Annotated in this window: 24 protein-coding genes; all 24 read right to left on the reverse strand. The window is 43.8% G+C overall.

From position 1 onward, the window contains the following. Window positions 1-515: 515 nt before the first annotated feature. Window positions 516-1070: a hypothetical protein gene (locus AC1VYS_RS23585; RefSeq protein ID WP_482911708.1), complete on the reverse strand. Its 555-nt coding sequence runs from the start codon at window positions 1068-1070 to the stop codon at window positions 516-518. Next, window positions 1063-1710 (reverse strand): RHS repeat-associated core domain-containing protein, encoded by a 648-nt coding sequence (locus AC1VYS_RS23590; protein ID WP_482911709.1) that lies wholly within the window; start codon window positions 1708-1710, stop codon window positions 1063-1065. Before AC1VYS_RS23590 ends, AC1VYS_RS23585 begins: the two co-directional genes overlap by 8 nt. A 390-nt stretch (window positions 1711-2100) precedes the next feature. Then, a complete protein-coding gene (locus AC1VYS_RS23595) occupies window positions 2101-2409 on the reverse strand; it encodes a hypothetical protein (protein WP_482911710.1) in 309 nt (102 codons plus the stop codon). A 120-nt stretch (window positions 2410-2529) separates the two neighbouring features. After that, complete coding sequence (locus tag AC1VYS_RS23600) at window positions 2530-2784, reverse strand: DUF7660 family protein (RefSeq protein WP_145406466.1); 255 nt, start codon at window positions 2782-2784, stop codon at window positions 2530-2532. A gap of 12 nt (window positions 2785-2796) precedes the next feature. Then, the gene (locus tag AC1VYS_RS23605) at window positions 2797-3105 is read right to left on the reverse strand and encodes a ParB/Srx family N-terminal domain-containing protein (protein ID WP_482911711.1); all 309 of its coding nucleotides are present in this window, start codon (window positions 3103-3105) and stop codon (window positions 2797-2799) included. Window positions 3106-3675: 570 nt separating this feature from the next. Then, the gene (locus AC1VYS_RS23610; protein ID WP_482911712.1) at window positions 3676-4074 is read right to left on the reverse strand and encodes a hypothetical protein; all 399 of its coding nucleotides are present in this window, start codon (window positions 4072-4074) and stop codon (window positions 3676-3678) included. Window positions 4075-4099: 25 nt separating this feature from the next. Next, window positions 4100-5257, reverse strand: coding sequence for an RHS repeat domain-containing protein (locus AC1VYS_RS23615; RefSeq protein WP_482911713.1), 1158 nt, complete (start codon window positions 5255-5257; stop codon window positions 4100-4102). 13 nt (window positions 5258-5270) lie between these two features. Further along, complete coding sequence (locus AC1VYS_RS23620; protein ID WP_482911714.1) at window positions 5271-5576, reverse strand: barstar family protein; 306 nt, start codon at window positions 5574-5576, stop codon at window positions 5271-5273. 173 nt (window positions 5577-5749) lie between these two features. Continuing rightward, window positions 5750-6049 (reverse strand): hypothetical protein, encoded by a 300-nt coding sequence (locus tag AC1VYS_RS23625; RefSeq protein WP_482911715.1) that lies wholly within the window; start codon window positions 6047-6049, stop codon window positions 5750-5752. A gap of 465 nt (window positions 6050-6514) precedes the next feature. Continuing rightward, a complete protein-coding gene (locus tag AC1VYS_RS23630) occupies window positions 6515-7039 on the reverse strand; it encodes a hypothetical protein (RefSeq protein ID WP_482911716.1) in 525 nt (174 codons plus the stop codon). Window positions 7040-7076: 37 nt separating this feature from the next. Further along, window positions 7077-7313: a hypothetical protein gene (locus tag AC1VYS_RS23635; protein ID WP_482911717.1), complete on the reverse strand. Its 237-nt coding sequence runs from the start codon at window positions 7311-7313 to the stop codon at window positions 7077-7079. A gap of 691 nt (window positions 7314-8004) precedes the next feature. Next, a complete protein-coding gene (locus AC1VYS_RS23640) occupies window positions 8005-8442 on the reverse strand; it encodes a hypothetical protein (protein WP_482911718.1) in 438 nt (145 codons plus the stop codon). Window positions 8443-9164: 722 nt separating this feature from the next. After that, a complete protein-coding gene (locus AC1VYS_RS23645) occupies window positions 9165-9569 on the reverse strand; it encodes a hypothetical protein (protein ID WP_482934419.1) in 405 nt (134 codons plus the stop codon). A gap of 38 nt (window positions 9570-9607) precedes the next feature. After that, the gene (locus AC1VYS_RS23650) at window positions 9608-10414 is read right to left on the reverse strand and encodes an S-layer homology domain-containing protein (RefSeq protein ID WP_482911720.1); all 807 of its coding nucleotides are present in this window, start codon (window positions 10412-10414) and stop codon (window positions 9608-9610) included. Window positions 10415-10869: 455 nt separating this feature from the next. Beyond that, on the reverse strand, window positions 10870-11520 hold the full coding sequence (locus tag AC1VYS_RS23655) for an SMI1/KNR4 family protein (RefSeq protein ID WP_482911721.1): 651 nt from the start codon (window positions 11518-11520) through the stop codon (window positions 10870-10872). After that, window positions 11521-16464, reverse strand: coding sequence for an RHS repeat-associated core domain-containing protein (locus AC1VYS_RS23660; RefSeq protein WP_482911722.1), 4944 nt, complete (start codon window positions 16462-16464; stop codon window positions 11521-11523). It lies immediately after the preceding gene. 12 nt (window positions 16465-16476) lie between these two features. Beyond that, window positions 16477-16836, reverse strand: a complete 360-nt coding sequence (locus tag AC1VYS_RS23665) for a WXG100 family type VII secretion target (RefSeq protein ID WP_482911723.1) — start codon at window positions 16834-16836, stop codon at window positions 16477-16479. A 12-nt stretch (window positions 16837-16848) separates the two neighbouring features. Next, window positions 16849-17124 carry a WXG100 family type VII secretion target gene (locus AC1VYS_RS23670; protein ID WP_482911724.1) on the reverse strand — a complete coding sequence of 92 codons (276 nt, stop codon included), beginning with the start codon at window positions 17122-17124 and terminating at the stop codon, window positions 16849-16851. Then, window positions 17125-17934, reverse strand: a complete 810-nt coding sequence (locus AC1VYS_RS23675) for a hypothetical protein (RefSeq protein ID WP_482911725.1) — start codon at window positions 17932-17934, stop codon at window positions 17125-17127. Between the two features lie 22 nt (window positions 17935-17956). Beyond that, entirely contained in the window at window positions 17957-19315 is a 1359-nt protein-coding gene (locus AC1VYS_RS23680) for a protein kinase family protein (protein ID WP_482911726.1), read from the reverse strand. A 38-nt stretch (window positions 19316-19353) separates the two neighbouring features. After that, window positions 19354-19635, reverse strand: a complete 282-nt coding sequence (locus AC1VYS_RS23685; protein WP_482911727.1) for a ubiquitin family protein — start codon at window positions 19633-19635, stop codon at window positions 19354-19356. A 19-nt stretch (window positions 19636-19654) separates the two neighbouring features. Then, a complete protein-coding gene (locus tag AC1VYS_RS23690; protein WP_482911728.1) occupies window positions 19655-20404 on the reverse strand; it encodes a vWA domain-containing protein in 750 nt (249 codons plus the stop codon). A gap of 75 nt (window positions 20405-20479) precedes the next feature. After that, window positions 20480-20749, reverse strand: a complete 270-nt coding sequence (locus tag AC1VYS_RS23695) for a WXG100 family type VII secretion target (RefSeq protein WP_145406504.1) — start codon at window positions 20747-20749, stop codon at window positions 20480-20482. 128 nt (window positions 20750-20877) lie between these two features. Further along, window positions 20878-24882, reverse strand: a complete 4005-nt coding sequence (gene essC, locus AC1VYS_RS23700; protein WP_482911729.1) for a type VII secretion protein EssC — start codon at window positions 24880-24882, stop codon at window positions 20878-20880. Window positions 24883-24893: the final 11 nt, after the last annotated feature.

Consider the following 24893-nt stretch of genomic DNA (forward strand, 5'->3'; position numbering starts at 1 on the left):
TAAATTCACGTTCATGCAAGTGAGGAATTGAGTGATCATTTGGCATACTATGGTTTTCATGATCCACTCTATATTTCTGCCTACCAGCACCATCATAGATCACAGTCGATCTTTCAATCTTCCCATTATATTCTCTGTAATGGATTTTCAACATTAGATCAGACAACTTTTTTAAAGCTGGAACAGTCGGGACGAACCGACTCTCAGATGATGACAGAAATAAATCAGTTGCTTGAGCAGGCAAAAAGATTGACCTTTAGGAGATCAGTTAGACTAGGTCTTCACCATCCCAAAAGCCAATCAAAACTGCCATGTTTAATAATATTTTACCGCTATAAGCTTGTAAAATATAGGCATTTAGATTTGATTTTAAGCGAGCATGATAAAACAGGTCAATCATGGTACTACCTGTACCGTAATTGACCTGCTAGATGTAACGCTATAGTGTTGTGATAAGTTCATTCCGTAGTGGGTAGCCCCCACCAAAAATAACTTTTTCTTATAATTACCACATTTTATTGTTCACATATTTGGATTGGATATAAGGAAATCCAATCCCTAAAAAGCTTTTCATCTAGTAGTTCTGGACATACTTTTTGACTACAAAAAATAAAATCCCTGAATAATTCTTCCAACATCTTTTTTACAGATAATTTTTCCATTATTAAATATGTTGGAGAAGGTGACCATCCTTGCGTTAGACTTTTGCAAGCTAGATGTAGCCTCCCCTCTTTTTCACTAAAAGCTATCTCTCTCATCACATTTTGTTCATAAAAACCCAAGCACACACTAAATTCATTTTTATTGAAACTTTGAATTATATCTGGCAATTCCTCAATTATTAGGGGAAGATCAAATTTACAATCTACAGGCCAACGCTCACTTCCAAAGCCTGAAACAATAAAATCAATCTCTCCAGTTTGATGCAAATATCCACAAATGTCATATATTACACTTGTGTGATTATCAAGACCATCATCATACTCTTTTTCTTCAATCGTAACTTTATCAAAGATATTTTTATGCTGTAGATACATTCTAAACACCGATTTCACCACCTTTTTATTCATTCAATTTGAATGTGCCACTAACAGGGTACGCAGTTTTTAGTTTTCCTGTTTTTGAATTAGGAATAATAACAGCTCTTGTCACGGGTACTATTTCCCAAGAAGGCTTTATCACTTGTCCTAAACCTTCTGGTATGTCTACTATGGTTGGTTTATTAACTTTACCATTCGAATTTAAAAATTCTGCTGCCCTCTGATTATCAAGCCATTGACCTTGTTCTGTCATTTCCCCAACTCCATTGACAGTTCTTGAGCGTCCTTTTAATGACTCTAAATTCTTCTTACCCGCTCCATGTGTATCAAAAGTATGCCCAAAGTTAGGTTTACTCTTCCAGTTCACCTCTCCAGTTTTGCCAGACAACCAACTACCTTCACCCGCACCCTCAGTCTCACACCGCATCAACCCCAACGTGTCAATATAACTTACCGGATTCCCGTTGACATACGCATAACGGTTAAAGGTCTGTCCGTCCTGAATGTCACCGCGGATGACGTCCCGGTTCAGGAAACGCTTCAGCTTCGGATCATAGTACCGCGCTCGCATGTAGTACAGTCCGTTGGCATCGGTCATGACCCCGTTTCGCCCATTGTAAGCAGACAGCTGCGAGGTGACACCTTCATGTTGCCCCAGCTCGCCGTACAATCCATACGTATAGCGATCCAGCGATCCGTCACTCGCTTCTGTTCATCTGTCAGGAGAGTTGTACTGCCACGTAGATTGCAGTCGTCTTGTACCGTTCTACTACCTTATTATATCTAGGCCCAAAAAACCTTAGTTCTATTTGAAACGAACTAAGGTTTTTTGTAAATTCAAGTTTTTTCATAGTACTTTCACATCTGATTTTTAATTTTTCGATGTCTAAATCTGTCAATACAATAAACGGTTACACCTAAGACTTAGCCCGATGTGAATACATTAGATTAATCTCTATTTGATTAAATATCTTTTGTAAAGTGTATAATTGATCTATCTTTTCTGACTGTCACTAATAATATAAATGAAAAGGTTTATTATAACTCTTGGATATTTCCTTCAAAATATTTCTGAAGAAATTTTTTTATCGATTATTTCATTTTCAAAAGGTAATGAGATCGCTACAAAAACTCCAATAAACGATATATGATCTCCTAAACACATGTTTAAGACCTTTATCATATCTTGCTGATCTCTCTCGTTTAAGCTGTTAAACCCCGGAACGATTACTGCCTTAATTACTTTTAATTGTTGCTCTTCGTCATTAATATCTAAATCACAAATCTCCTCATACTGGTCTTCAGTAAGAAAATCAATATCAAGATATTTTAAAAGGGTGACTATACTTTCTGGTTTCAAACTACTCATCGCTTTTCATTCTCCTATGACATTATAAAACTTTCATCCTCCTTTGATTTTGGGCATGCAAAAAAAGCTCATTCCTACTCATAAAACAAGTGGGAAAGATCTTTTGAAAGAAGAAAAAAATCACTCGTATCTACTTCCTACAAATAAAATTGTAGCTATTGAATTCCAATTAATATTTTCCGAAAACTCTTCCTTTGATTCTTCAATTAGTTCGTATCTATCCTCAACCCATGATGCAATTCCATTCAGGTAATCTGTGAGGTCTGTATTTGCCCACTGGCTTGGATTTTGCTCTAAATCTTCAGTTAATGCATGAATAAAACTTATTAAACCTTCCACGTCTTTTACATTTGCCAATTTATCGTGAATATTCAAAGTTAAGCCCTCCTATTCGATGACTTCCTTCAAGCCCTTGCCAATTTTTAAAGAAATAGATTTACTATCGACCCTTATAGAAAATTTCCATGCATCCTGATAAACTTCTGCTTTAGAAGCCCACTGAACTGGAATTTTGTCTAAATCGGCAGGTCTAGCAGCCCCTAACCTTCTATGGTCGAGTGTCCACATGTTCCCCTTCCCCTCCTGCCAGACTATTATCGGGTTTAATTCAAATATTTTAGAAGGGTTTTCTGAAAATGCCTTTGCATTATCAAGTAGCGTATAATGACCAGTTTTATTACTGATAGAACTTTGCATGAATCTGATTTCTTTAGGATTAACCTAATTCATGTTCTGTATCATAATCAGACTCAAACTTTGATGTTGCCTTCGCCATCCAGTTCCATCAGCACCCGGCTCAGTTCAGGCGCATCGTCAATGACGTAGCGGGTTACTTAGCCGCGTCGCACCATTTTAACCCGGGCGTCTTGCGGGTATTTGAGCTTACCAGCCTTCATCAGACGGTTACGAGTATCGTATTCTTAGGTGGAAGCAGTATTTGCATCCGTGGCTTACAATTTTCAAATGTTTAAACATAAATATTTCAAAAAATAAAAAAACCTTGAAAAGCGGAAAGCCAGTCAAGGTTTTGTTTTTAATTCTAAGTAAATTGAACCCCTTTAATATTATTTCTTTCCAACAGCTCTTTAAGATCATCAAATAGAAGAACATGCGATTTGTAATCTACATTTCTAACTAAATGATGAATGCCTGGTAAAATTCAGAACTTACAAACTATTTTCTTGAAATTCGTTCCTTGTATTATAGTGTGCTCTGAATTAGTTTTATCTACTATCTCAACAGTGCCTATTTCTTCTTAAAACACACTTAATCTAATTCATAGAATTTTTTTACAGAAATCACTTCAATAGCCTTACAATAGAAATCAATGAATTGAAATCCATCGTTCTCACCATACCCGCTATCATCATGTACATGGTATTCTTGCCAACTTACAATCCCTTCTTTTTTCAAATCTCGAATAATCAGACCTTTGGTTAATGGAAAAGTTAAGGCTTTGTGAATTGTCAGATCATTTATTTCATGATATCGAATTTTTAGTTTAAAAGGTTCCATTGAACTTAAAAGAGTTACTTTGAAAGTCAGATCCAGATTCCCAATAAAATTATTTTCAAAATCTTCCTCAATACCATAAACTACTTTTATAATTCTATTATATACCCAAGAATCCTTAAATGTATTTAGAATTAATTCTTCATTTATCATAATATATTATTGACACCTCCAAATCTCAGTCGCCATAAACAATTTTATTTAATTTCGGATCAATTTCACTTCTTCTCATTCTACCTGTAGAGGTATCTAGAGTATACAGTATTTTTTCTTTTATACTTTTCCCAGCGTCTTGATATGTGTACTCATGTAAATGTGGGGGGTTAGGGTGATAAAGTGTATTACCATGATCGCTAAAATCAACTCTATATTTTTGTTTACCCCCTAGATCATATATCACTCTAGATCTCTCTACCTCTCCACTTGAACCTAATCTCCTGAGATCCATTCTTTCTCCTGGTGTCCCTTGAATTGATGCTATATTTTTACCTGGCTTACCATTCTCACCTTGATAGTACTCATCTGGTAAAAATGGCTCTTTAGCAAAATCATCATTTTTACCCGCCCCCCCAGTCTCACACTTCATCAACCCCAACGGGTCAATGTAGCTTACCGGGTTCCCGTTCACATACGCATAGCGGTTAAAGGTCTGTCCGTCCTGAATGTCACCGCGGATCACGTCCCGGTTCAGGAAACGCTTCAGCTTCGGATCATAGTACCGCGCTCGCATGTAATACAGTCCGTTCGCATCGGTCATGACACCGTCTCGCCCATTATACGCAAACGGCTGCGAAGTGACACCTTCATGCTGCTCCAATTCTCCATAGAGTCCATACGTATAGCGATCCGTCACTCGATTCTGCTCATCCGTGAGCAACGTCGTGCTGCCGCGCAGATCATAGTGGTAGCTCAGATACGTTCCGTCTGCATCTTCCCGTCCAATCAGCCCCAGCCCGTACACATAACGGGCTTTGACGTTGCCCTCGCCATCCAGCTCCATTAGCACCCGGCTCAGTTCAGGCGCATCGTCTATGACGTAGCGGGTCACTTGGCCGCGCTGCGCGAGTTCGATGCGGTCGCCTTGCGGGTTGTACCGATAGTTCAGCTTGCCGGCCCTCACCAGTCGGTTACGGACATCATATTCATACGCGGAAGCGGTGCTGCCATCCGTGGCATACAGCAGGTTACCATTCGCGTCTATCTCGACGGGATAGTCCCCTACACGTTGTAGACGATTATCCCAAGTATACTTTTCCGTTGTAGAATGTTCAGTTTCGTACTGACAGTATAATTTTCGGGCTATCCCTCCGAAACAAGAGCCTTGAGAAAACCTCAAGGCTCAGCGAATCTTATTTGTGAACTACCTTACAGTACCAAGAAGGATGTTTTTCATTGAATTTGTGTAATAATTCACTCAGGGTTTGGGAGTCATCAGGAAGGGCAGTTGTAAGTTGGTCCCACCCATCAAAACTCAAAGTTTCAGGTAATTCAACTAACCCTGTAATCGTATCCCAAAAAGCATCCCAATTCATTCCGTAAAAATCAGGAAATTCAAGCTCTCTTTTTAAGAGTAGATGAAGTTCCCCTGCATCTTGAATATTACCAACTTGTAAGGTCACAATTTCTTTTCTTAAATCATCTTCTTGTATGCTCACTTACTTCACTCCTTTACTTATAAGTACCGATGAAGTTAACTGATTCATAATGGTCAGTTGTAATATACATTTGTCCATCATTAGAATACAACAGTCTTGTTCCAGGTTGTTTGCTTCTAAACACGGTATTACTTAAACCAATATCCGCCTCGTACCACACCCTGCTAGGTGCTTCAGGTAGTATTTTCAAATACATCTCCCCCAATTAAACCACCCTGAACGTAGTTATTTAATGCTTTACCTGGTTTATAGCGACTCTGTTCAGCTACAGATTTTGTAACATAGTTAGAAGGCAATTGACCTGTTTGTCTTAAGCTATCAACTACGGGGTTTGCGGCTTCTTCTACTTTTAATAACTCCTTGTACTTAGCAAATTGAGCAATGTTATCCGCGCCATTAGCCGCACCCTCAATCTCACACCTCATCAACCCTAACGGGTCAATATAACTTACCGGGTTCCAGTTGACATACACATACCGATTAAAGGTCTGTCCGTCCTGAATCTCCCCGCAATCACGTCTCGGTTCAGGAAACGCTTCAGCTTCGGATCGTAATACCGCGCTCGCATGTAATACACCTTGACATCTAGCTTGGCTCGCACCCAGCTGCGGTCGTACGTCAAGCGGGATGGTTTAGACAGCTTTTCTATTGGGGTGCAAAATTCTACAATTACGAGTTGAAAATGCCATAAAACGAATATAGCAAAAAGCAGGTTAATTATGGTATTGTCTGACCATAATCGACCTGTAGAATGATAGCATTATTTAGGATATAAAATTCAAGCATTTATGCACGTACAAACAAAATAACGAAACTTTTATACGGGTATTACATGGGTTACATTTATTATTGGTTTAATGATGGATTCATTCCCCACTGGGTAGCCCCCACAAAAAAAGAAACCTTGAAAGGCATTAAGCCAATCAAGGTTAGAGGAACTAAAACTCAATTTTATCTATTATTTTTAAACTTTTGAAGTCAGTTGGCTGATTTACCTTGGAAGAATAAATTAAAGGACTTTCGAGTACTGACAATTCAAACACTTCACACTCTTTACGTTCAATAAAGTTTTCTAAATCATCTATTAGGTTAACTGTATTAATTTTTCTTAAATCTTCACTAGGGATTGTAACAATTATGAATTGATTATTAAAGCTTTTATTAATACTGATAAAAGAACAATAATCAAATGCTGCTTGGGTAAATTCTTGCGGTAGAGCATAGATAGATACAGTCTCAATACTCTCCCCATTTTCACATGCCTTCTTTAACTTTGCTTCTGTTCGTTTAATGGTGGTTAACTTTCCTGACTTGAAACTATCCCCAATAACACCTATATGGGTCGATGTGTATCCTAACTCTTCATTTAATTTCAAAAAATACTGATAACAATTCCATATCTCCATTGCTCGAATATTAATTGAACCATACAAGACAATAGATGTCATTAATCTATCTCTCAAAACTACCACCTCTACCTTTATTTTTTATAGGAAGTATTTAGATACTACCAGCCCTATCACCCAAATGTTTTTGGTTCTCAATCATTCGTTGTATCAATTTAGCAGGGTCATCTGTTTTGCTCGGCACTTCGTACTGATTTATTTTACCATCAGATTTAACAACCATAACATCAGGTCTATTAGTTTTTGCTCCAGGAACCTCATTTTGCAATCCCTTGTTCAAATATACCTTTGTGGTTTCACTCTTTTTTGCTTCCTCAACTGCTTTTCTCATACTTGCAAACCAATGACCCTCTGTTTTATTTGTATGAGGCTTACTAGGAAGTACAATTCAGAGCTATTTTGATTATTCATTTTCTACACCTCTTATTTAATTTTCAATCTTCCTACCTCTCTAAATATCTCATCCAACAATTGGATTCCTTCTTCATTAAAGTTTTTATCTTTAGCAATGATCCTCACATGATAAGGGTTTTTACTTGTTGGAGCATACAAACCATCAAATCCAGCATTCCTAAGCTGGCGTACATCCGCTTGAGATAATATTTTAGTACCTGCGTTATTGACTCAAGCGTAGGCGGTTCGCACACTGACTGCATTCGCTTCCTGTAGCAATCGGCCGCTGCGGTCATACGTAAGCGGGATGGTTTAGACGGCTTTTCTATCGGGGCGGCGTATTATACAATTAGAAGTTGACAAAATTCCAGAAAACGAAAATAACAAAAAGCAGGTTAATTATGGTCGTATCTGACCATAATTAACCTGCTTTTTGTATCGGAGTATCGTTATTTAGGTTATAAAATTAAAGCATTTGATCATCGTACGTACAAACAAAATGGAGAAATCTTTATACAGGCATTACATAGGTTATTTGTGTTATTGGTTGAATGATAGGCTCATTCAACACTGGTTGCCCCACCAAAGAAAAACCATAGAAAGTCACTTTCTCTTGATGCATTGGCAAACTATATCTTTGTATCAACAAAACTACTTTCTCTTTTTGCTGTTGATGTGTTCAAATAGAATGATTGACCTGTTCGTTTATCTGAATTCTCTGCCAAGGTGGTTAATTCACACATAAGTGAAATGTAGCGTGCCATCCAAAGTGAAATATCAAACATACGCTCATTGAAAATCTCTTCGAATGAATCAGTAGTAATCGCCGACAATAAATACTGGTAATTTGACCACTTATCATTTTGCAGGGATTCTTTTAATTCAACTTCAAAGCCAAAAATCTCAGCGTAGCCTACCAAATCATATGGTTCATCTTCCATATTTTCGAATCTTAATGCAGGTATATTTAGCGCTTTTTCAATTTTTGATCCTAAGTCTTGCAGAGAGCCATCGTATTGAATAAACACCTTTGCGTGAGCACCATGCACTTTGTCTGAATTGTCCATTATAACCTCCTAGTTACTTGCTTGATGGTTTGAATTTTATTGAAAAACCTTTTTTATTTGGCTTTAGCCCTTCAAAGCCCGGTGTCTCGGATAGTATTTTCCTGAACTCAGGGTTAGCTTTCGAACTATTTCCAAATTTATCGTACAGAATCAAGTTTTCGATATCAAAGTCACTATTGTTTTGGTCCGATCCAATTCCAGTTTGGTAATAATAGATTTTTTACCTTGAAATTCTGTTGTCTCGACTTTTGCAATATGTGGACTGGGAACAGAGACATCTGAGGGCACGTCTGCTCCAGTTTGATCAATATATTTATCTGGTATATATACTGGGTTATTGGCCATCTGGATTTGATCTCGAACCGATGTTTTCACAGGCGCATACTTATTTCCGTCCTCGACGTTGTTCGCTGGTATATTTCCAAATGACGTTTCTGCGATCCACTTGAGACTATCAACTGGTACCAGTACACCCCAGGATTAGCCTGTTTGACCCCTTCAAACACCCTCACTACTTTTTGATAACCCGTTGGTCCCTCCGGTCCGGGTTAGGAAACTCTTCTAATTTTTTCTTTCCTCGGGATCAGGACTGACAACAATCCTTTTTAAATCCTGGTCTTCGTTATCATTCGCTGCTACTGAAATGTTTTCTAACGTGTTGAGTAATAAAACAATGAAGAAAAGAAGCAGCACTCCTTGTTTGAACCCTCTACATACATAGCTCATGGAATTCTAAAAAACGTGCTTGTTTCTTTATCCACTACAAAGGATGCCATAGATTGGCTAACAGACGTGCCTGCAGATCTTCTTAAAAGAAAATTCATCCAAAATGTGCGAGACACACCTTGTTTAAAAAATCCAGAATCCACATACTCCTCCACTGGCAAGTTGCTAATCCCATATGTTTCAGTAGTTCCACTATTGAAGTTGCTCACAGTTCTAAATTTATCTCCAACAGCTTGAACGAACGCTAAATTCCTTAAATTATTTCCATTCGGTGTCACTGTGACTTCCATAAACACCTCATAATAAGGTTCGCTTACAGGATTTAAATAATTTGTATCAATAAACATTTTCCCATATAAATTTTGTATCTTCGTCTTGGAATATGCGTCTGCCACAATCATGCGATGGGCCGTTATTGTACCGAGATTATTCCGTAATTTCACTTTTTCCCGATCACACGATCAAAGCTTTCTGGGGTTACATCCTGTTTCGTGAAATATTCATATAGGGTCGCTGTAGTCAGGTTACTTCCCGTCTGACCTACTTCCCGCATTTCATTTAAATCTCTGTACGAATCTGCCTTACTTTCTTGCACCTGTTGATAGCGGGACAAAATCACAGCAGCCTCTGCTCGTGTCGTCGTCTTCCCGGGACCGAAGGTTCCATCCGGGTACCCAGCCATCAACCCGGTTCCTAATACAACCGAGACGTATGGATAGGCCGCTTTCTTTAAACCACCCTTGTAGAACTCAGCTACAGGAACTAACGTATTTGCTGTGTCTGTATCCTTTAGCGCTTGCTTGAAATCCTCGTTTTGTGCGGCAAGCCCTGAACTGAGCCACTTAGCCATTTCTTCCCGTGTCAATGCCGTGCTGGGTTTAAATCCGTTTGGATAATCCGAAGCTTTCAAAAAGCCGAGAGATACCGCACGGTTTACTTCTCCTTCACTCCAATGACCTGTCAAATCCCGAAATACATTCGCTTGCTCCATCTCAGGAGTCGCTTTGGACACACGGGACAACAATGCCGCAAATTCTGCACGTGTTACCGTTGCTCCAGGCTTAAACGTTCCATCACTGTAGCCTTTAAAATAACCATTGGACACGGCAGCATCGATGGAAGCTTTCGCCCAATGGCTCGCAGGTACGTCTTTAAATGAAGGTGCTGCTGCATTTGCACTCCCGGTGAAAGGAAGCATTCCCAGTACCAATGCGCCACTTAGTAGTAATTGTGTTACTTTCTTCAATTCGTTCACACTCCAGTATTGTTATTCTCTTCGCAAAATCTCTGGTAAACCTATGTACCTTGAATCGTTCACATCTTACAACTTCCTAAAATATCACCTTCAATGCTATGTAATTTCACCTTGCTTCATGATTTTTCAAGAATAAAAACTAGGTCTTCAATCATCCTAAAAGCCAATCAAAACTGCCATTTATAAGAATATTTTACCACTAAAAACTTGTGAAATATAAGTATTTAGGATCATATTTCTGTTTACTTTCTCTTTAGATAAAATGTCCAGTTTCTAACAGCAAGAAAAAAAATCAGGCCAGTCATGGTGATATATGACCATAATCGACCTGCTCAATGTAACTGAATAGTGAAAGTTAGAAACTAAAACCTCTGATGTGCGTGCAATTAAGATGATGACATTCTTATACAAATATTACATGAATATGTTGTTGGTCAGGTCATTCGTTATTCAGTACGGCTAGCTCCACCAAAAAAATTTGCAGTATCCTCCTGAGTCCAAATAAACGGTTTATCCAACAAATCAAAGTTAATGTGCTTCTTTACCAATTCATCATATTTACTATCTGAGATCATAAGTACATAGCCTGGACTACTGTCAACATAATCATTAGTCTTAACAATATCTTCCAAATCCAAAATCCATTCATCAGGGAAGTATTCTTCTAGCATTCTTACCCAATTTAATACAATACGTTTACCCGCGACTATACTTTCTGCATCTTCATTCACACTATCAGTAAATTCATTGCATGCAAAATCTAATATTTGCCTAAATAATGCAGCCTCCAGCGTCTTGGCATAATATTCACCTTCTGCTCCGTCGTGATAACAACATACAACTGGTGTGTAATCTTTTTGATTTAAATCAAAGCACCAATAATCGCCACCATTGGTATATGCAAAAGGTACCATATTTATATTATGAAAGCTCTCGTACTCTTTCTGCATTAGTTCTTCTTTAGAAATCCATATTAAATTAATAAACCACAGATAGTTTTGTATAGCATTATCATTTTGTTTAGAATCCCTCTTTTTGATATACCCTTTTTCACTTATCTCTTTATAGGTTTTAGGTAACACATCATCAATTTCCATCTAATTCCTCCTTGTCAGTAAGGGGATAAAGTAACTCCCTTTTTGCCTGTATCCAGAGTCTAGTAGATACTTTATTTCTTCTCTAGTCCAGCTATCTCCTACATTCAACTTTTGGGACGCAAAATAAACTGGTTGTTTATTTTCTACGATATCTTTAATCCACTGAAAATTTTTCTCGGCAGTCCAACCACCAGGGCCAAAATTATTCGCTTTAAAGACATTGATCCTATTATCTAGACCTTTAGTTTTTTGAAAAGGTACTATTGAATCTCTATGTCCAATAATCGCAATCGTTCCACCTTTATAATTGTCAATGTCGGGAACATTATCAAATATTTTAGTTTGAAATGATTTATTAATAAATTTCGAACCATCAATATTACCTAGTGTTCCTCCTTTTGTGGAATCTAGATTGTTTATTATCTGTTGTAAATCATCCTTGTACGTATTATCACCATTACCCGCCCTGCCAGTCTCACACCTCATCAACCCCAACGGGTCAATGTAGCTTACCGGGTTTCCGTTGACATACGCATAGCGGTTAAAGGTCTGTCCGTCTTCAATCTCCCCGCGGATCACGTCCCGGTTCAGGAAACGCTTCAGCTTCGGATCATAGTACCGCGCTCGCATGTAATACAGTCCGTTTGCATCGGTCATGACACCGTCTCGGCCGTTATACGCAAACGGCTGTAAGGTGACGCCTTCATGCTGCTCCAGCTCGCCATACAATCCATACGTATAGCGATCCGTCACCCGGTTTTGTTCGTCTGTCAGGAGAGTTGTGCTGCCGCGCAGATCGTAGTGGTAGCTCAGATACGTTCCGTCTGCATCTTCGCGCCCGATCAGCCCCAGACCGTACACATAACGGGCCTTGACGTTGCCCTCGCCATCCAGCTCCATCAGCACCCGGCTCAGTTCAGGCGCATCGTCAATGACGTAGCGAGTCACTTGGCCGCGCTGCGCGAGTTCGATGCGGTCGCCTTGCGGGTTGTACCGATATTTCAGCTTGCCCGCCTTCACCAGTCGGTTACGGGCATCGTATTCATACGCGGAAGCGGTGCTGCCATCCGTGGCATACAGCAGGTTACCATTCGCATCCATCTCGACCGGATAGTCCCCTACCCGTTGTAGGCGATTATCCCAGGTATAGTGTAGCTGCTGTTGTGTCAGCAAACTACCCGGGTTTTCAGTTGGGGATGTCCCGACCTGTTCGCTCGTCAGGTTGCCTGACGGGTCATACGTGTAGTGTACAATACGACCGGGCTCTGCGCCACTGCGCAGGCGTTTTAAGGTGTCATACGTATACTGTTTATTCTCTTCCTTCAGCAGCAAACCGCCTGGACTGTATTCATACTTGAATTGCTGTAATCGAATCCCCTGCCCGCTCGTATTGGTCAGGCGAATGAGCTGGCCAGCCGCGTCATATTCCCGCTGCTCCTGACTGCCATTCGGACGCTTGGTGTCGATGAGTTTCCCGCTGGCATCATACCGATACCGGGTCAGGCGACCGTTCCAGTCCTTCACTTCGGCCAGTTCTCCCGTAGCGTGGTAGCGGTACTCCACCACTTTACCATCCGGATAAGTGAGGGCAGTCATTTGGCCTGCCGCATCATAAGCATATTGCAGCAAATATCCGAACCCGTCGGTCCGGGTGAGCAAGCGGCCAGCCGCATCGTAGGACCGTTCCTCATGCTGCTCGGCTTCCAGAACACGTGCCACTTGTCCGTCCGGTGTGTAGGTGAGCACGATTTCGCCTGCTTCATCTGTGGCCCGGATCAGACGACCTGCGGCATCGTATTCGTACCGGGTTTCCTGGCCTTTGGCATCCAGCTTGGCACGCAGCCAGCCGCGTTCATCATACGCGTAGGCGGTTCGTGCCCCGGCGGCATTCGTCTCCTGCAGCAATCGACCGCTGCGGTCATACGCGAGCCGGGTTTCATTGCCGCTGGCATCGGTGTAGCTCGTATTGCGGTCTTCTCCGTCCCAAGTCTGGCGATAGGTGACTTCGTCTGTGCCTTCACCCTGGATGACTTCCATGAGGCGATGAGCAGCATCATACCGATAACGGCGGGTGTGCCCATCGGCATCGGTATCCTCTACACGCTGATGCAGAGCGTTAAATCGCAGCCGTGTCATGTGGCCGAGTCCATCCTGCCAAGCAACGGGGCGACCCGCAGCATCGTAGGTCAGCTGCTGTACGGTTCGGCCCTCACCATCCACCACGCTCACCAATCGTCCAGCCCCATCATAGTGATACTGCGTTTGCTGTCCCAGCGCATCGGTGACGGCCTGCAATCGTCCAGCAAGGTCATACGATAATTGCGTGGTATCGCCCAAGGCATTCGTTTCGGCAATCAGGCGATTCTCGGCATCGTAGGTATATTGCTTCGTATGGCCCAGCGCATCAGTGACGGTCGCCACTTCTCCGCTTGGGGTATAGGTATACTGCATCGAAGCACCGGATGGGCGCGTCTCGCGAATCCGTTGTCCGCTGGCATTATATCGGGTTTGCCACGTGAGACCCATCGGGTCCGTGATGGAGGTCAGGCGGTCTGCGCCATCATAGCTTCGGCGGCTAATGCCTCCGGCGGCATCCTCCAGTTCCACCATACGCCCCGCTTCATCCCAGCGAACATGTACCTTTCTTCCCTCCGGATCCAGGGTGTACGCCAGTTCACCTGTGTCGCTGTAAACATAGGTCCAGCTCGCTCCAGTGAAGTCCTGATACAACGCTGTTTGTCCGGTTTCAGTGTAACTCCACTGCGCTTGGCTTCCATCCGGACGGGTCACGGTGGTCAGGCGTTGCTGTTCATCATACTGATAGCTGGTTACGCCGCCTTCGGCATCGATTCCACGCGCCAGTTGATGAAGCGGGGTATAGCTGTATTGTGTCTCTTGACCCAACGGATCGATGTCGCGGATCAGGTGCCCCTCATCATCATAGACGTATGTCGTGGTTTCACCCAATGGATTGATGACGCGCTCCGTCTGTCCCTGCGGGGTATAGGTATAGCGCGTGATTCCGCCATCTTCCGCATGCACTTCCAGGAGCTGCAGTGCTTCATCATGGACCAGGGTCCGCGTCTGTCCGAGCCGGTTCGTCACGGTCGTCCATGTCTGCCCCGGATGACTCTCGGTATCATAATGGAACAGGAACGCATAGCCTGCGGCATCGGTCTGTTTAATGATCCGGTAAGAAGCATCATAGGTATTGGTGAATTGAAGAATACCACTCTCGCTCAGGGCGAGCAAACGTCCTGCCTCGTCCGAAACCAGGTCAGTGACCACCCCTGCCGGCTCTTGAATCTGTACCAAGATGCCGTTGGTATTGTATTTAAACTCTACCTGGCGCAGCGCATCTTTGACTTCTTTCAGCTCACCTGTAGGCGTATACTCCAGCTGCAACGCACGCTGCGTAGCTCGGTCTGTCAGGGCCGCCAAGCGACCAACCGCGTTATAGGTTATATCCAAACTCAGGCCGTTTGTATTCGTGTGGCTGAGCAGTTGACCCGCTTCGGTGAAGCGGTAGCTTTCCAGCGGCTCGCGCGTAGTCAGGATCCAGCCCTGTGCATCTCGTTCGAGCACGTCAAAGTAGACGTCGAGATCGGAGCTGCGGTAGGAGCCATCGGCTTGACTCACAAAACGGTTGTGCCGTCCAGCGGTCCAGTAGACCTCCACGGCAGGTATAGGTTGCTCCATTCCCTCCGCATCAGCTTGGATCTCCAGGCGAAGTCCATATTGGTGTGTCCAAGCCAGGCCTAGTTCACCTCGCTGCAGCAGACCGGAATTGTAGCTCAAGGTCAGCGGCCAGTCTGCAGCCCCATGTAGGGTCAAGATATTGTGGTTCATAAACTGCTGACCTGTCGCGGCATGAATCGGATCTCCCGGACAACTTTCTGTCTTGGACTTCGTGACATTCTGTGTCTCAGGCGTCCGACCCGGTGATGGCTGGTGTGGTGAAGCGGTACCTCCCTTGGATGAAGAGACAGGCGCATCTACCCCTTTGGCGCCTGCACTGGCCGCTTTATCTTTCAGAGCCTTGGCTGCGGCTGCACTCGTGATTCCTGTAACCCCCGCTATCCCGGCTTTCTCTGCATCCGTCAGACCTCCTGCATCATGACGGGTAGGACCGGCATCACCAGGGACATCGTCGGCCTTGCCTGTTGGTTTATTACTGGTCATCGGAGCATCCGCTTCTCTGGCACCTGCCGGAGCTTCACCTGGCTTGGCTGGCTTCGGCGTCGTACCCACAATGTCTTCTCCTGCTTCCCGGGTCGTATTCCCCGGCATTCCCGCTTTGTTTGGACTGGTCGGGATGGCATCGATCGCATCATCCGCGTGTCGACTGGCCGTTTTGGCGGCATCAATCGCGTCATCCGCGTGCCGACCGGCCGTTTTGGCGGCATCGATCGCATCGTCCGCATGCTTCACCGCTTTTCCTGTCAGCTCCAAGGCTTCATCCGCAAACTTGAGAAGGGATGTCGCTTTATTAACTCCTTTCCCCAGTGGTCCTAGCACACCAAGACCACGTTCATACCATTCTAGTTTCACACCAGTCAGCAGATCTCGACCAGTAATCGCTTCGATTACCCCCTTAACATTCCCCACCACGGGGAGGAAGTCCAGGACGGTGCCTAAAGCAAAGGTGAGGAAGCTCGCCAGCTTCCCCCAGTTGAATTTTTTCCCCGCCCGATCGGCTTGCTCATATTCGTCCCGTTTGCGACGGGTTAGCTCCGAGAGCAGCTCCAGCTTGGTTTGCAAGCCATCCAGCTCCCGCATAAGCTGGGTAAACGTACTTTGGACCCCGCCTTGGCTGAGGGTTTTCTGGGTTAGGCTGTTCATCGACCGGTTCAGATCCGCTCGCAAATCCCCCATCTCATCTGCAGCCCGATCTAGGCTTCTTGATGTCCGTTTCAGGTCGGATAGGCTGACTTCCAATTTCACACGACTTCCCCCTTATCTCTTCTTCGCAGCTGCTGCGGCCGCAGATGCAGCTGCTCGTTGTCTTTCTCGCTCCTGACGCTCACGTTCCTGACGCTCTCTCTCTCTGCGCTCTTCCTCAATATCTTCCTGCATAAACTGGTTGGCGAGCGATTCCAATCGCCGAGCAAATTGTTCCATCTCATCCGCGGTCTGTCTCATCCGCTGTGCTGTATCACGAAAATCATCCATAAAGTGCTGATGCACCCGACCTTTCCAGACCATGGCCTGCACATTACTATTGATGCTGGAGCGTTCATTCTCCATTTTGCTGCTGTTGCTGCGTAATCTGGAGGCTATACTCCGCAGCTTACTGACATCTGGCCGAATAGGCATATGTACATCTCCTTACTTTGTTGAGTCTGCCTTACTAAACCGCTCCGCGATCGCTTTCAACTCATCCCCTACATCCTTCAACACAGTAGAAACACTTTCCAACTGAACATGTGCATCTTTATAAGAGGAATAAAATCGTTCTTGAGATTTTCCTTCCCATTCTCCTGTAATTCCATCAATCAATGACTTCAATTCTCTGGATAACGCAATATTTTCCTGACTGCTCGCTAGAAAACGGGTGGCAATTTCCTTAATACGATCAGGCTCTATTTTGATACGGTCCGCCATTTATTTAACCCCTTTCCCTTCCAATTTCTCCATTTGATCTGCAAAACGCAGTAATGCTTTTTTCACTATAGCTGGCTTATAAGGCTGCAACTGAAGTGTACCTTCGGTTAGCTCCACAGCCAGGTACAGCTTGTCTCCCCATTGTGCATAGTGATAACCCTCCTGATGCCACATCAACCCATGTCTCTTCATAAACATCATCGACCCGGAACGCTCACCGTTGTTGAAAATCTCCATTGCAAGCCCGGCCTGCTCTTCCGTATGACCTGCTTGAATTAATCTGTTACACCGATCAGCCTCCGTAAGCTGATTCCATTGTTCCCATGTGCATTCCTTAATGACTGCTTTCTTGGCTGGGCTTCGATATTGAAGTGTAAGCGGGAAAAAACCTTTCATGGCTTCCAAGGTGATGCTCGCGTCTGCCACAGGAACAATCCGAATCCCGCCCGACTCGGTGACGGTCTGTTCAACAACAATTCGAGGTGTAAAATAGTAATGGCCCTCGTATTTCCCCTTGCCTTCAATCTGTTTACTCACATGCATAACATCAGCACTGCCGCAAGCAGCAATACAATAAGCCAGCATTTCATTCATATCGTAGCCCGACCCATCCGCTTTCGGGATCAGGTATCCTTTGGAGATAAATGTTTTCTCGATAAGCTTATATTCCTCTTCCAATTCCTTAGCTAAATATCCACGATAGGGATCTTCAAAATTGGCTATATAGCGAACTCCTACTAGCTGAGTTAAAAAGAAAAACTCCTCTGGGGACAACTCAAAAGCCCACTCTTCCTGCAACTCATTTTCCAAAAATCACACGCTCCCTATAGCTCTATTTAAACAGTCCTATGACGTAGATAATGAATGCAAAAACTAACGCCCCAACGGAACCACCTATGACATATATCCACAAACGTTCATAATGGGACTGTTTATTCTGGTGCAGTAGCTGAGCCCAGCCCTTTTTGACTAAAGTTTGCTTGGGTTCCGGATTAAAAACGGTCTGATCGATGCCTTCCTGCACCTGCTCCATCGCAATGCCAATCTCAATATGAAATGGAGTTCGTTCCTTGAACTGCTCAATCAGCTTCCCGTATTCCCAGAAGGCCGAAGTCAAATTCCCCTGACGTTCGAGTTGGCGTGCCCGCGCCAGTTGATTCTCTTGCGCAGACGTTAAAGCATCTACAGCATACTCACTTGGCAGGTTCACCGTCTCTTCTTCTGGCTGCTGCAGCTCTGTATCTGGATCAGAAACAACCTTGGCTGCTTGCTCTACAAACTGTTTTGCTGAAGCCAAAGCAATCTGCCACTCCCCGAATGTCGGACATTGCTGCAGTTGCTCCGCACTCCACAATCTGCTTAACAGAGCAGCTACTTCGGGCCCATACTGTCGTTCAAGCGTTGCTTGAAGAAGGGTGTAACGCTCGCTCGGCTGCTGCATTTCTTGTGGATCAAAATAACTGTCTCCCCATGCATACTTACATATGTCTGTACTCGACCAAGCCAGCATCTCGGCAAGCAGGATTCCGCCAGCAAATCGATCCGATTGAGGACTCCAATCCCCGTATTCTCTAAGGAAGGATGGAGTATATCCCGTTGCACCTTCAGGTAAATTATCGGGTTCCTCCAATTGCTTGGCATACATTCCTTCTACGTCCACTAGTTCAACAGACATATCTTCCGATTCTTGATTCGCGTTCACGATCAGTAGATTAGCAGCTGACAAATCTGCATGGGCTATGCCAGCTTGCTCCAATACAGCCATAGTTGATACCAAAACGCTTGCTAGTTTCAAAGACTTCTCCTGAGTAATCACTTCTCGGTCAAGCATGAATTCACTCCATGTCTTGCCTTCAATCCAAGGCATATGCGCACTATATAGCAGCTCCGGATATTGACCGAGTAGCTCCATATCTTCTAGCGGATTCAGGATTGCTCTCGACCACACACGAAGTCCGGAGAGATCCTTCATATCTGCCATAAGTTCCGTTAATTTCATTGCAGAAGGTTTCCTGAAGGCTGGACGGAACACCTTCAATGCACTGCTCTCTCCCGCGCCGTTGATCAGCTTATAGACCGTGCCTTCCCGTCCCTCTTGTCCATAAGGCATACCTTCGAATTGAGGGTGAGGCACCAATCTATAGGCTTGGTTTCTAATGTGTAATTCGGTAGTTAGTTCTGGTGGAAACACAATGCTTGCTCCCCTTTACACTGAAAAATATTTCGAGATTAAACTGTTGAAAATGAGCTCACCTGCTCGATCCGCAGGTAACATCCATCCATCGCTTTTACATTAGCCAAAGACTGGTGCAACTCTATGTTATTCCACTCATTTCCATCACTGCTAAGAGAGTAACGATAATTGGATGCCTGAAATGTCAAAGCCATGCCTTCATTCAATCCTTTGAGCATAGGCTCAAGTAATTCATTGAGCGGAAGCGTATTAGGCACTTCAATATCTGTCCTTTTTCCGGTTGCTTCAATAATTAAAGTTAATAATGTCCGATCCATCTGTTTATCCTCCTATCGGTTACATTGGTGTTGAAGCAGACATCTGCAAGCCTAACGAAATTAAGTCCTTGCTTGTCCCAGGCATCATCATAAGGGCACCCTTCTGAATGGAATATCCGGATTCCATCATCATTTCGCGATAGCTTTCCGGAATCACAGAAGACATCCGTTTCAGCTTCTCGGAATAAGGGTCGACGACAAAAGAATCTGGCATCATGCCTTTCCATGCTCGTGTATCCCGAATTCGGCTTGTAGAAGCGTCTTCTGTAATAAAGATGTTCTCCACTAGCACTTGTCCATCAGGTACAGACATTGATTTAATTCGATCAACGATGGGTTCAGGGTCTTCACCTGTATAGATTCCATCTGTCATATGACAGATAAGCGGGGCAGGACATTGTTCCATGTTGCGCAGCTCGGACTGAATGATTTTCTCGGCCTGCTTGAATGCTTTCGCCGTATCTGTGAATCGTTTGGGATATAACGGTGGAAGACTGCCGCGGTTGGCAATTCGGTCAATGGATTTTACACCATCCAGCAGGTCATATACCTCATCACTATAGGCAAGAATGGCAATGCGGTAACGTGGGGATACCTTAGAACCTTTTGTTGCCCGATAAACAATTTGTCGAATGATAGTCTGCAATCCCTCATTCACAATATCCATTCTCCGCTGTCCTTCGAGCTCAAGTGTCATGGAGCCACTGATATCAATTAAATAGATTAATAGAGCGGGTGTGCTTCCCGTCGCATGTATTGTATAACTCATCGGAATAAATTCACCTTTTCATCCTCCAGATATAGAAAAAGCCAGGTAAGTTTACCTGGCTTCTTATGTAACGAACTACGTTTGGTCTGCATCTCTAAAGCGTTGTGAAATCTTAGTTAGTTCTTCAGAAACAAACCCAAGCATTTCAATATAAGAGGTCATTTGTTTCTGATTCTCTTGATAACGCACATAAAATGCATTAGATTGCATACCTTCCCACTCGGGTTGCATAGATTGCATGAGTGAATTTAATTTCTGAGTAAGCTGTTGGCTTTCTTGTTGAGCTTGTCTAAACTGATTAGATGCTTTATCCATTTCTTCGGGTGTAATTTTAATTCTTGCCATTCTCATCTTCCCCTTTATACCAATTTTATAAATTTTAACCAATTACTATTGTATACAATGAACTATACAATTACCAAACATTTTTTGGGAAAAAAGACTCATTTGTGAGTCTTTTTTCCTTATAACCCTTAATTTGCGACAAGATTCGCGTTTCCATTTCGTATTAAGACTTGCTCTTCAACCTGTGCAACACCATTGGCAAATGCATGTACTACTTTGACATTTACAAATTTACGTTTAACATAAAATCCTTCTCCATCTGGCAGTACACGACTGCCTGACGTATAAGGAACTTTAATATTGAATAACTCCGTATCGTTAGAATCGGCTGTGCCTAGTAACCAACCAATCTGAGCAGATTTGATGTCCTTTAACCAATCATCATAGTTACGGTTGATCGCGTTGGCCTGTCCCGAAACGATGATATACACCCCATGTTCCCGTCCGTTTCTTGTGATGTATTCCAGATGCCCTGTGATGGTTCGGGAAATACGCTTCGCGATGAAATCAACGTCGTCCATAATCAGCATCATTTTAGGAGCAAATTCATCCGGATCAGCCACTCGCTCTTCCAGCTTGGTACGGAGTTCTTCGATCATTTCCTCCATCGTGGACTCATTGGTTGCAAATCCCACGGTATGATGAAGGTCTTTCAATACGCCCAATCCTTGTGGTGTGCGTCTAAAGTCACACAGATAGAGTTCAAGCTCATCCTGTGTATATTTCACAGCTGACATCAGGCCAATTGTCACAAGTAGTGACGTCTTGCCAGATTCCATTCTTCCTGCCACCATGAAATAAGGGCCGTCTGCCACCATATCCCAACCAAGCATGTTCAAACTGTCAATGTTCATGTGCACAGGTAAAATAGGACTGGAGGCCAGATTCAGATGATCTGTAGCCTCTGGAATCGAGATGACTTCAGGCAGCACTCGAATCGACTCCGGTTTAGGCGTTGTACAGGAAGCATCGATCGCTGCAAATTGTTCACGCAACTGTTTTGCACGAGTGGACTCATTCAAGGCTTGAATAGATAAAGCGGTCTGGAATTCATAAGGAGGAATGCCCCCTTTCACAAAAGCTCTGCCCTCCGGCAACTGTGTCGGAGCCTTGAGCAGCCTTCCTACGGCGTAGTTATAATCCGCTGTATCCGCAAGCATATAGGAGACCGCATTTGGAAAATTACTGCGAATCCGATCCAGCATATCCGAAATTCGGTTAAGCGTAGCAACAAAGTATATTCCGAGTCCCGGTCCTTCACGCAAAAGCGGGTCCAGCTTCTCATGAAGTTTCTCAAATTGCGCTCGGAAACTAACATAACTGTCGATAATAACGAGTATCGCCGGCAATGTGTTGCCGGTTTCCGCACAATAGGACAGTCTGGATTTCACCCCAGTCTCGGCAAAGAGCGTTTTGCGCTGATTGATCGTTTCTTCCAGATAATTAAATAATCGATTCATTTTCTCTTCCTGATCATCCTGAATTACATCAGCTACATGAGGCAACAGTGCATAATCCTTCAGCATTCTTCCGAAATCAAGCGCATAGATGTTCACATCATTCGGAGTTGTGTCTTTCGCGATAGAGTACAGTAAGGTCTGGATAAAGGTCGTTTTACCTGTCCCTGGCATACCGTAAATCAGCCAGTGGCCTGATTCAATATCGATTCGAAGCGGGAACTGTCTCTGGTTGACGACATCATCAATAAGTCCGACTTGTGGGTTCAATATTTTCCCCGGCTCCATCGCCCCGGTCTCCAAATCCTCTAGCGTAAGTTGAGTAGGCAGAGGCTCCAGCCAAGGACCTGGCAAACGTCGAATACCTTCCTGTTCAGCTTTCATAGCGATATGATCAATCAGAACGTTCAGTTGCTTTTTGCGTAGGCCCTTCTCTTCAGAAGGCTCCGTTTCCCGAATCAGCTCCAGTTGATCTCTCAGCTTTGTTTTCCGGCCATCCAGTTCATAGGAATACATCGTATCGTCTGACTGTACAATATTTTGATCCGGCCGATATGGAGCTCCGCTCCAGGCAAATTGCACGGATTCAAACACTTCATTGCTTCCCACTTGCAGGAAACCACGACCTGGATTTGTAATATGAGCAGCATCCGGGATTCGAATCATCTCACGACTGTCGCTCTCATCCTGAACCCGGAGACAGACTTTATAACGCGAGTTACTCCAGATTTTATCGTCCACGACGCCGCCCGGCTTCTGCGTCGCGAGCAGCAAGTGCACACCCAAGGTTCGACCAATCGCCGCTATAGAAACAAGCTCACTCATAAATTCCGGTTGGTCCTTTTTGAGCTGGGCAAACTCATCGATGACAATAAATAGATGCGGAAGCGGATCTTGATCTTTCCAATCGGTCTGATAATACTCGTCAATATGCTGTACGTTTCCAGCAGCAATGAACAGGCGCTGTCTCCGCTTAAGCTCCGCTTTAAGCGAAACTTTGGAGCGTTCAATCAACCCCTCTTCCTCGAGATTAGTCACGGTAGCTATGACGTGGGGAAGATCCTGGAATATATTCGACATTCCACCACCCTTGTAGTCAATCAACATGAAGGCCATATCGTGCGGATGATACTCAACTGCCAGCGAGGCAATAATGGATTGGATGACTTCACTTTTCCCTGAACCGGTAGTTCCAGCCATGAGACCGTGAGGCCCATGTCCTTTACGCTCGATTTTGTCATGAAGATTGAGAAGAACAGGCTTTTTTCCTCCCCTAACACCGACAGGAAACGGAAGGGTGTTTGGATAACGGGACTTCTGCCAGTTGTTCTCCACATCGAATTGATCAATATCTTGAATACCAAATAATTCGAAAAGCGTCAGTACGTTCACGATTTCATCTGCTGAATTTCGCTTGATTCGATATGGTGCAATCTGTCTAGCAAACTGGTCTGCTTGCTCCAGAGACATTTGATCCGGTTGGAAAGGTTGTACAAAAGGAATTTCATCCTTCGGCTTGGCATACGTGTTATCGCCCGCGGAGCCGCCTGTGACGTTCGTGGAACGCATAACCCCTTCATTTGAAGTTAAATCAATAACAAGTTCACATTCCTTCGGCAACATATCTTTGCTAGGAGCCAGTACGATGCTGCAAGCCCCAATAACCTCTGAGCTTTTCATCATTAATGGGAGAATCGGCTCATGCTCCAACATTTCAATGAAAGGCAGGAAGCAGACGTAAAAAGGTAATGCTTTCTCCCCCTTATTCAACCATTGGCGTCGCTGCAGGAGAGTGAATAGCTGTTCCATGAGCTGTGGCTGATATGCACGTTCCTCGAACAAATATCTACCCGAACGAGTATCATTCCACACATGTGGAATCCACCTCATCCAGTCCCAGTTTTCTCGCTGCGTTTTATTCATGAATACGGCCAATTTCAGTTCATCTGGGGCATGGTGCGCCGCAAGCTGAGTCACGACCGTACGACAGAATCTGTTCAGCTCTTCTTCATCGCCCACAATACCGACAACCCGATACTTGTTCAGATCCAGTAAAGCAGGAGCGTTAGTTATCGTTGTGAATTTTTCGGTCATTTCTCTTGCCTTTTCAAGCATTTGGTCCTTTTCAACACCATTCTGCTTCGGCACTTTAATATCAAAATTACTAGGCACAGTACCTATTCCCACACGAACTTTCAGAAAATCAAAGTCCTGAGGGATTCTCTCCCATACTGAAGAGCTCCGATCCTTCACCATATTGATACAAAATTGTGGGTCCAGATGCGTCTGATGCCAGTTTAGAATCAATTCATTTTTCCAGTTCTGCAAAATCTCTCGATTTTCATTGATATGGTTGTCATACAGCCGTTCCCGCTCTTTGATCTTTTTGCGATGCTTCGCCTTGGCTTGGAAATGAACAAGCACAGGCACGAAATAGGACACGACCATCATACAGAGTGAGATCATCTGTACCGTTACAAACTGTCCGTTTCCCCGGCTTTGATAAAAAGTCATCATGGCTGCCCCACCTGCAACGGTAACCATGATTGGTACCATAATCGAAATAATATTCAACTGTGGAGGCTGTGGTATAGAAGGCGGCGAGAAAATTTCAACTTCTTCTCCCGACGTTTCTTTAATAATCCTAGGCGATCTCTTATAGAAAAAATGGGACATGCTCTGTTACC

The sequence above is a fragment of the Paenibacillus sp. G34 genome (assembly GCF_056856875.1).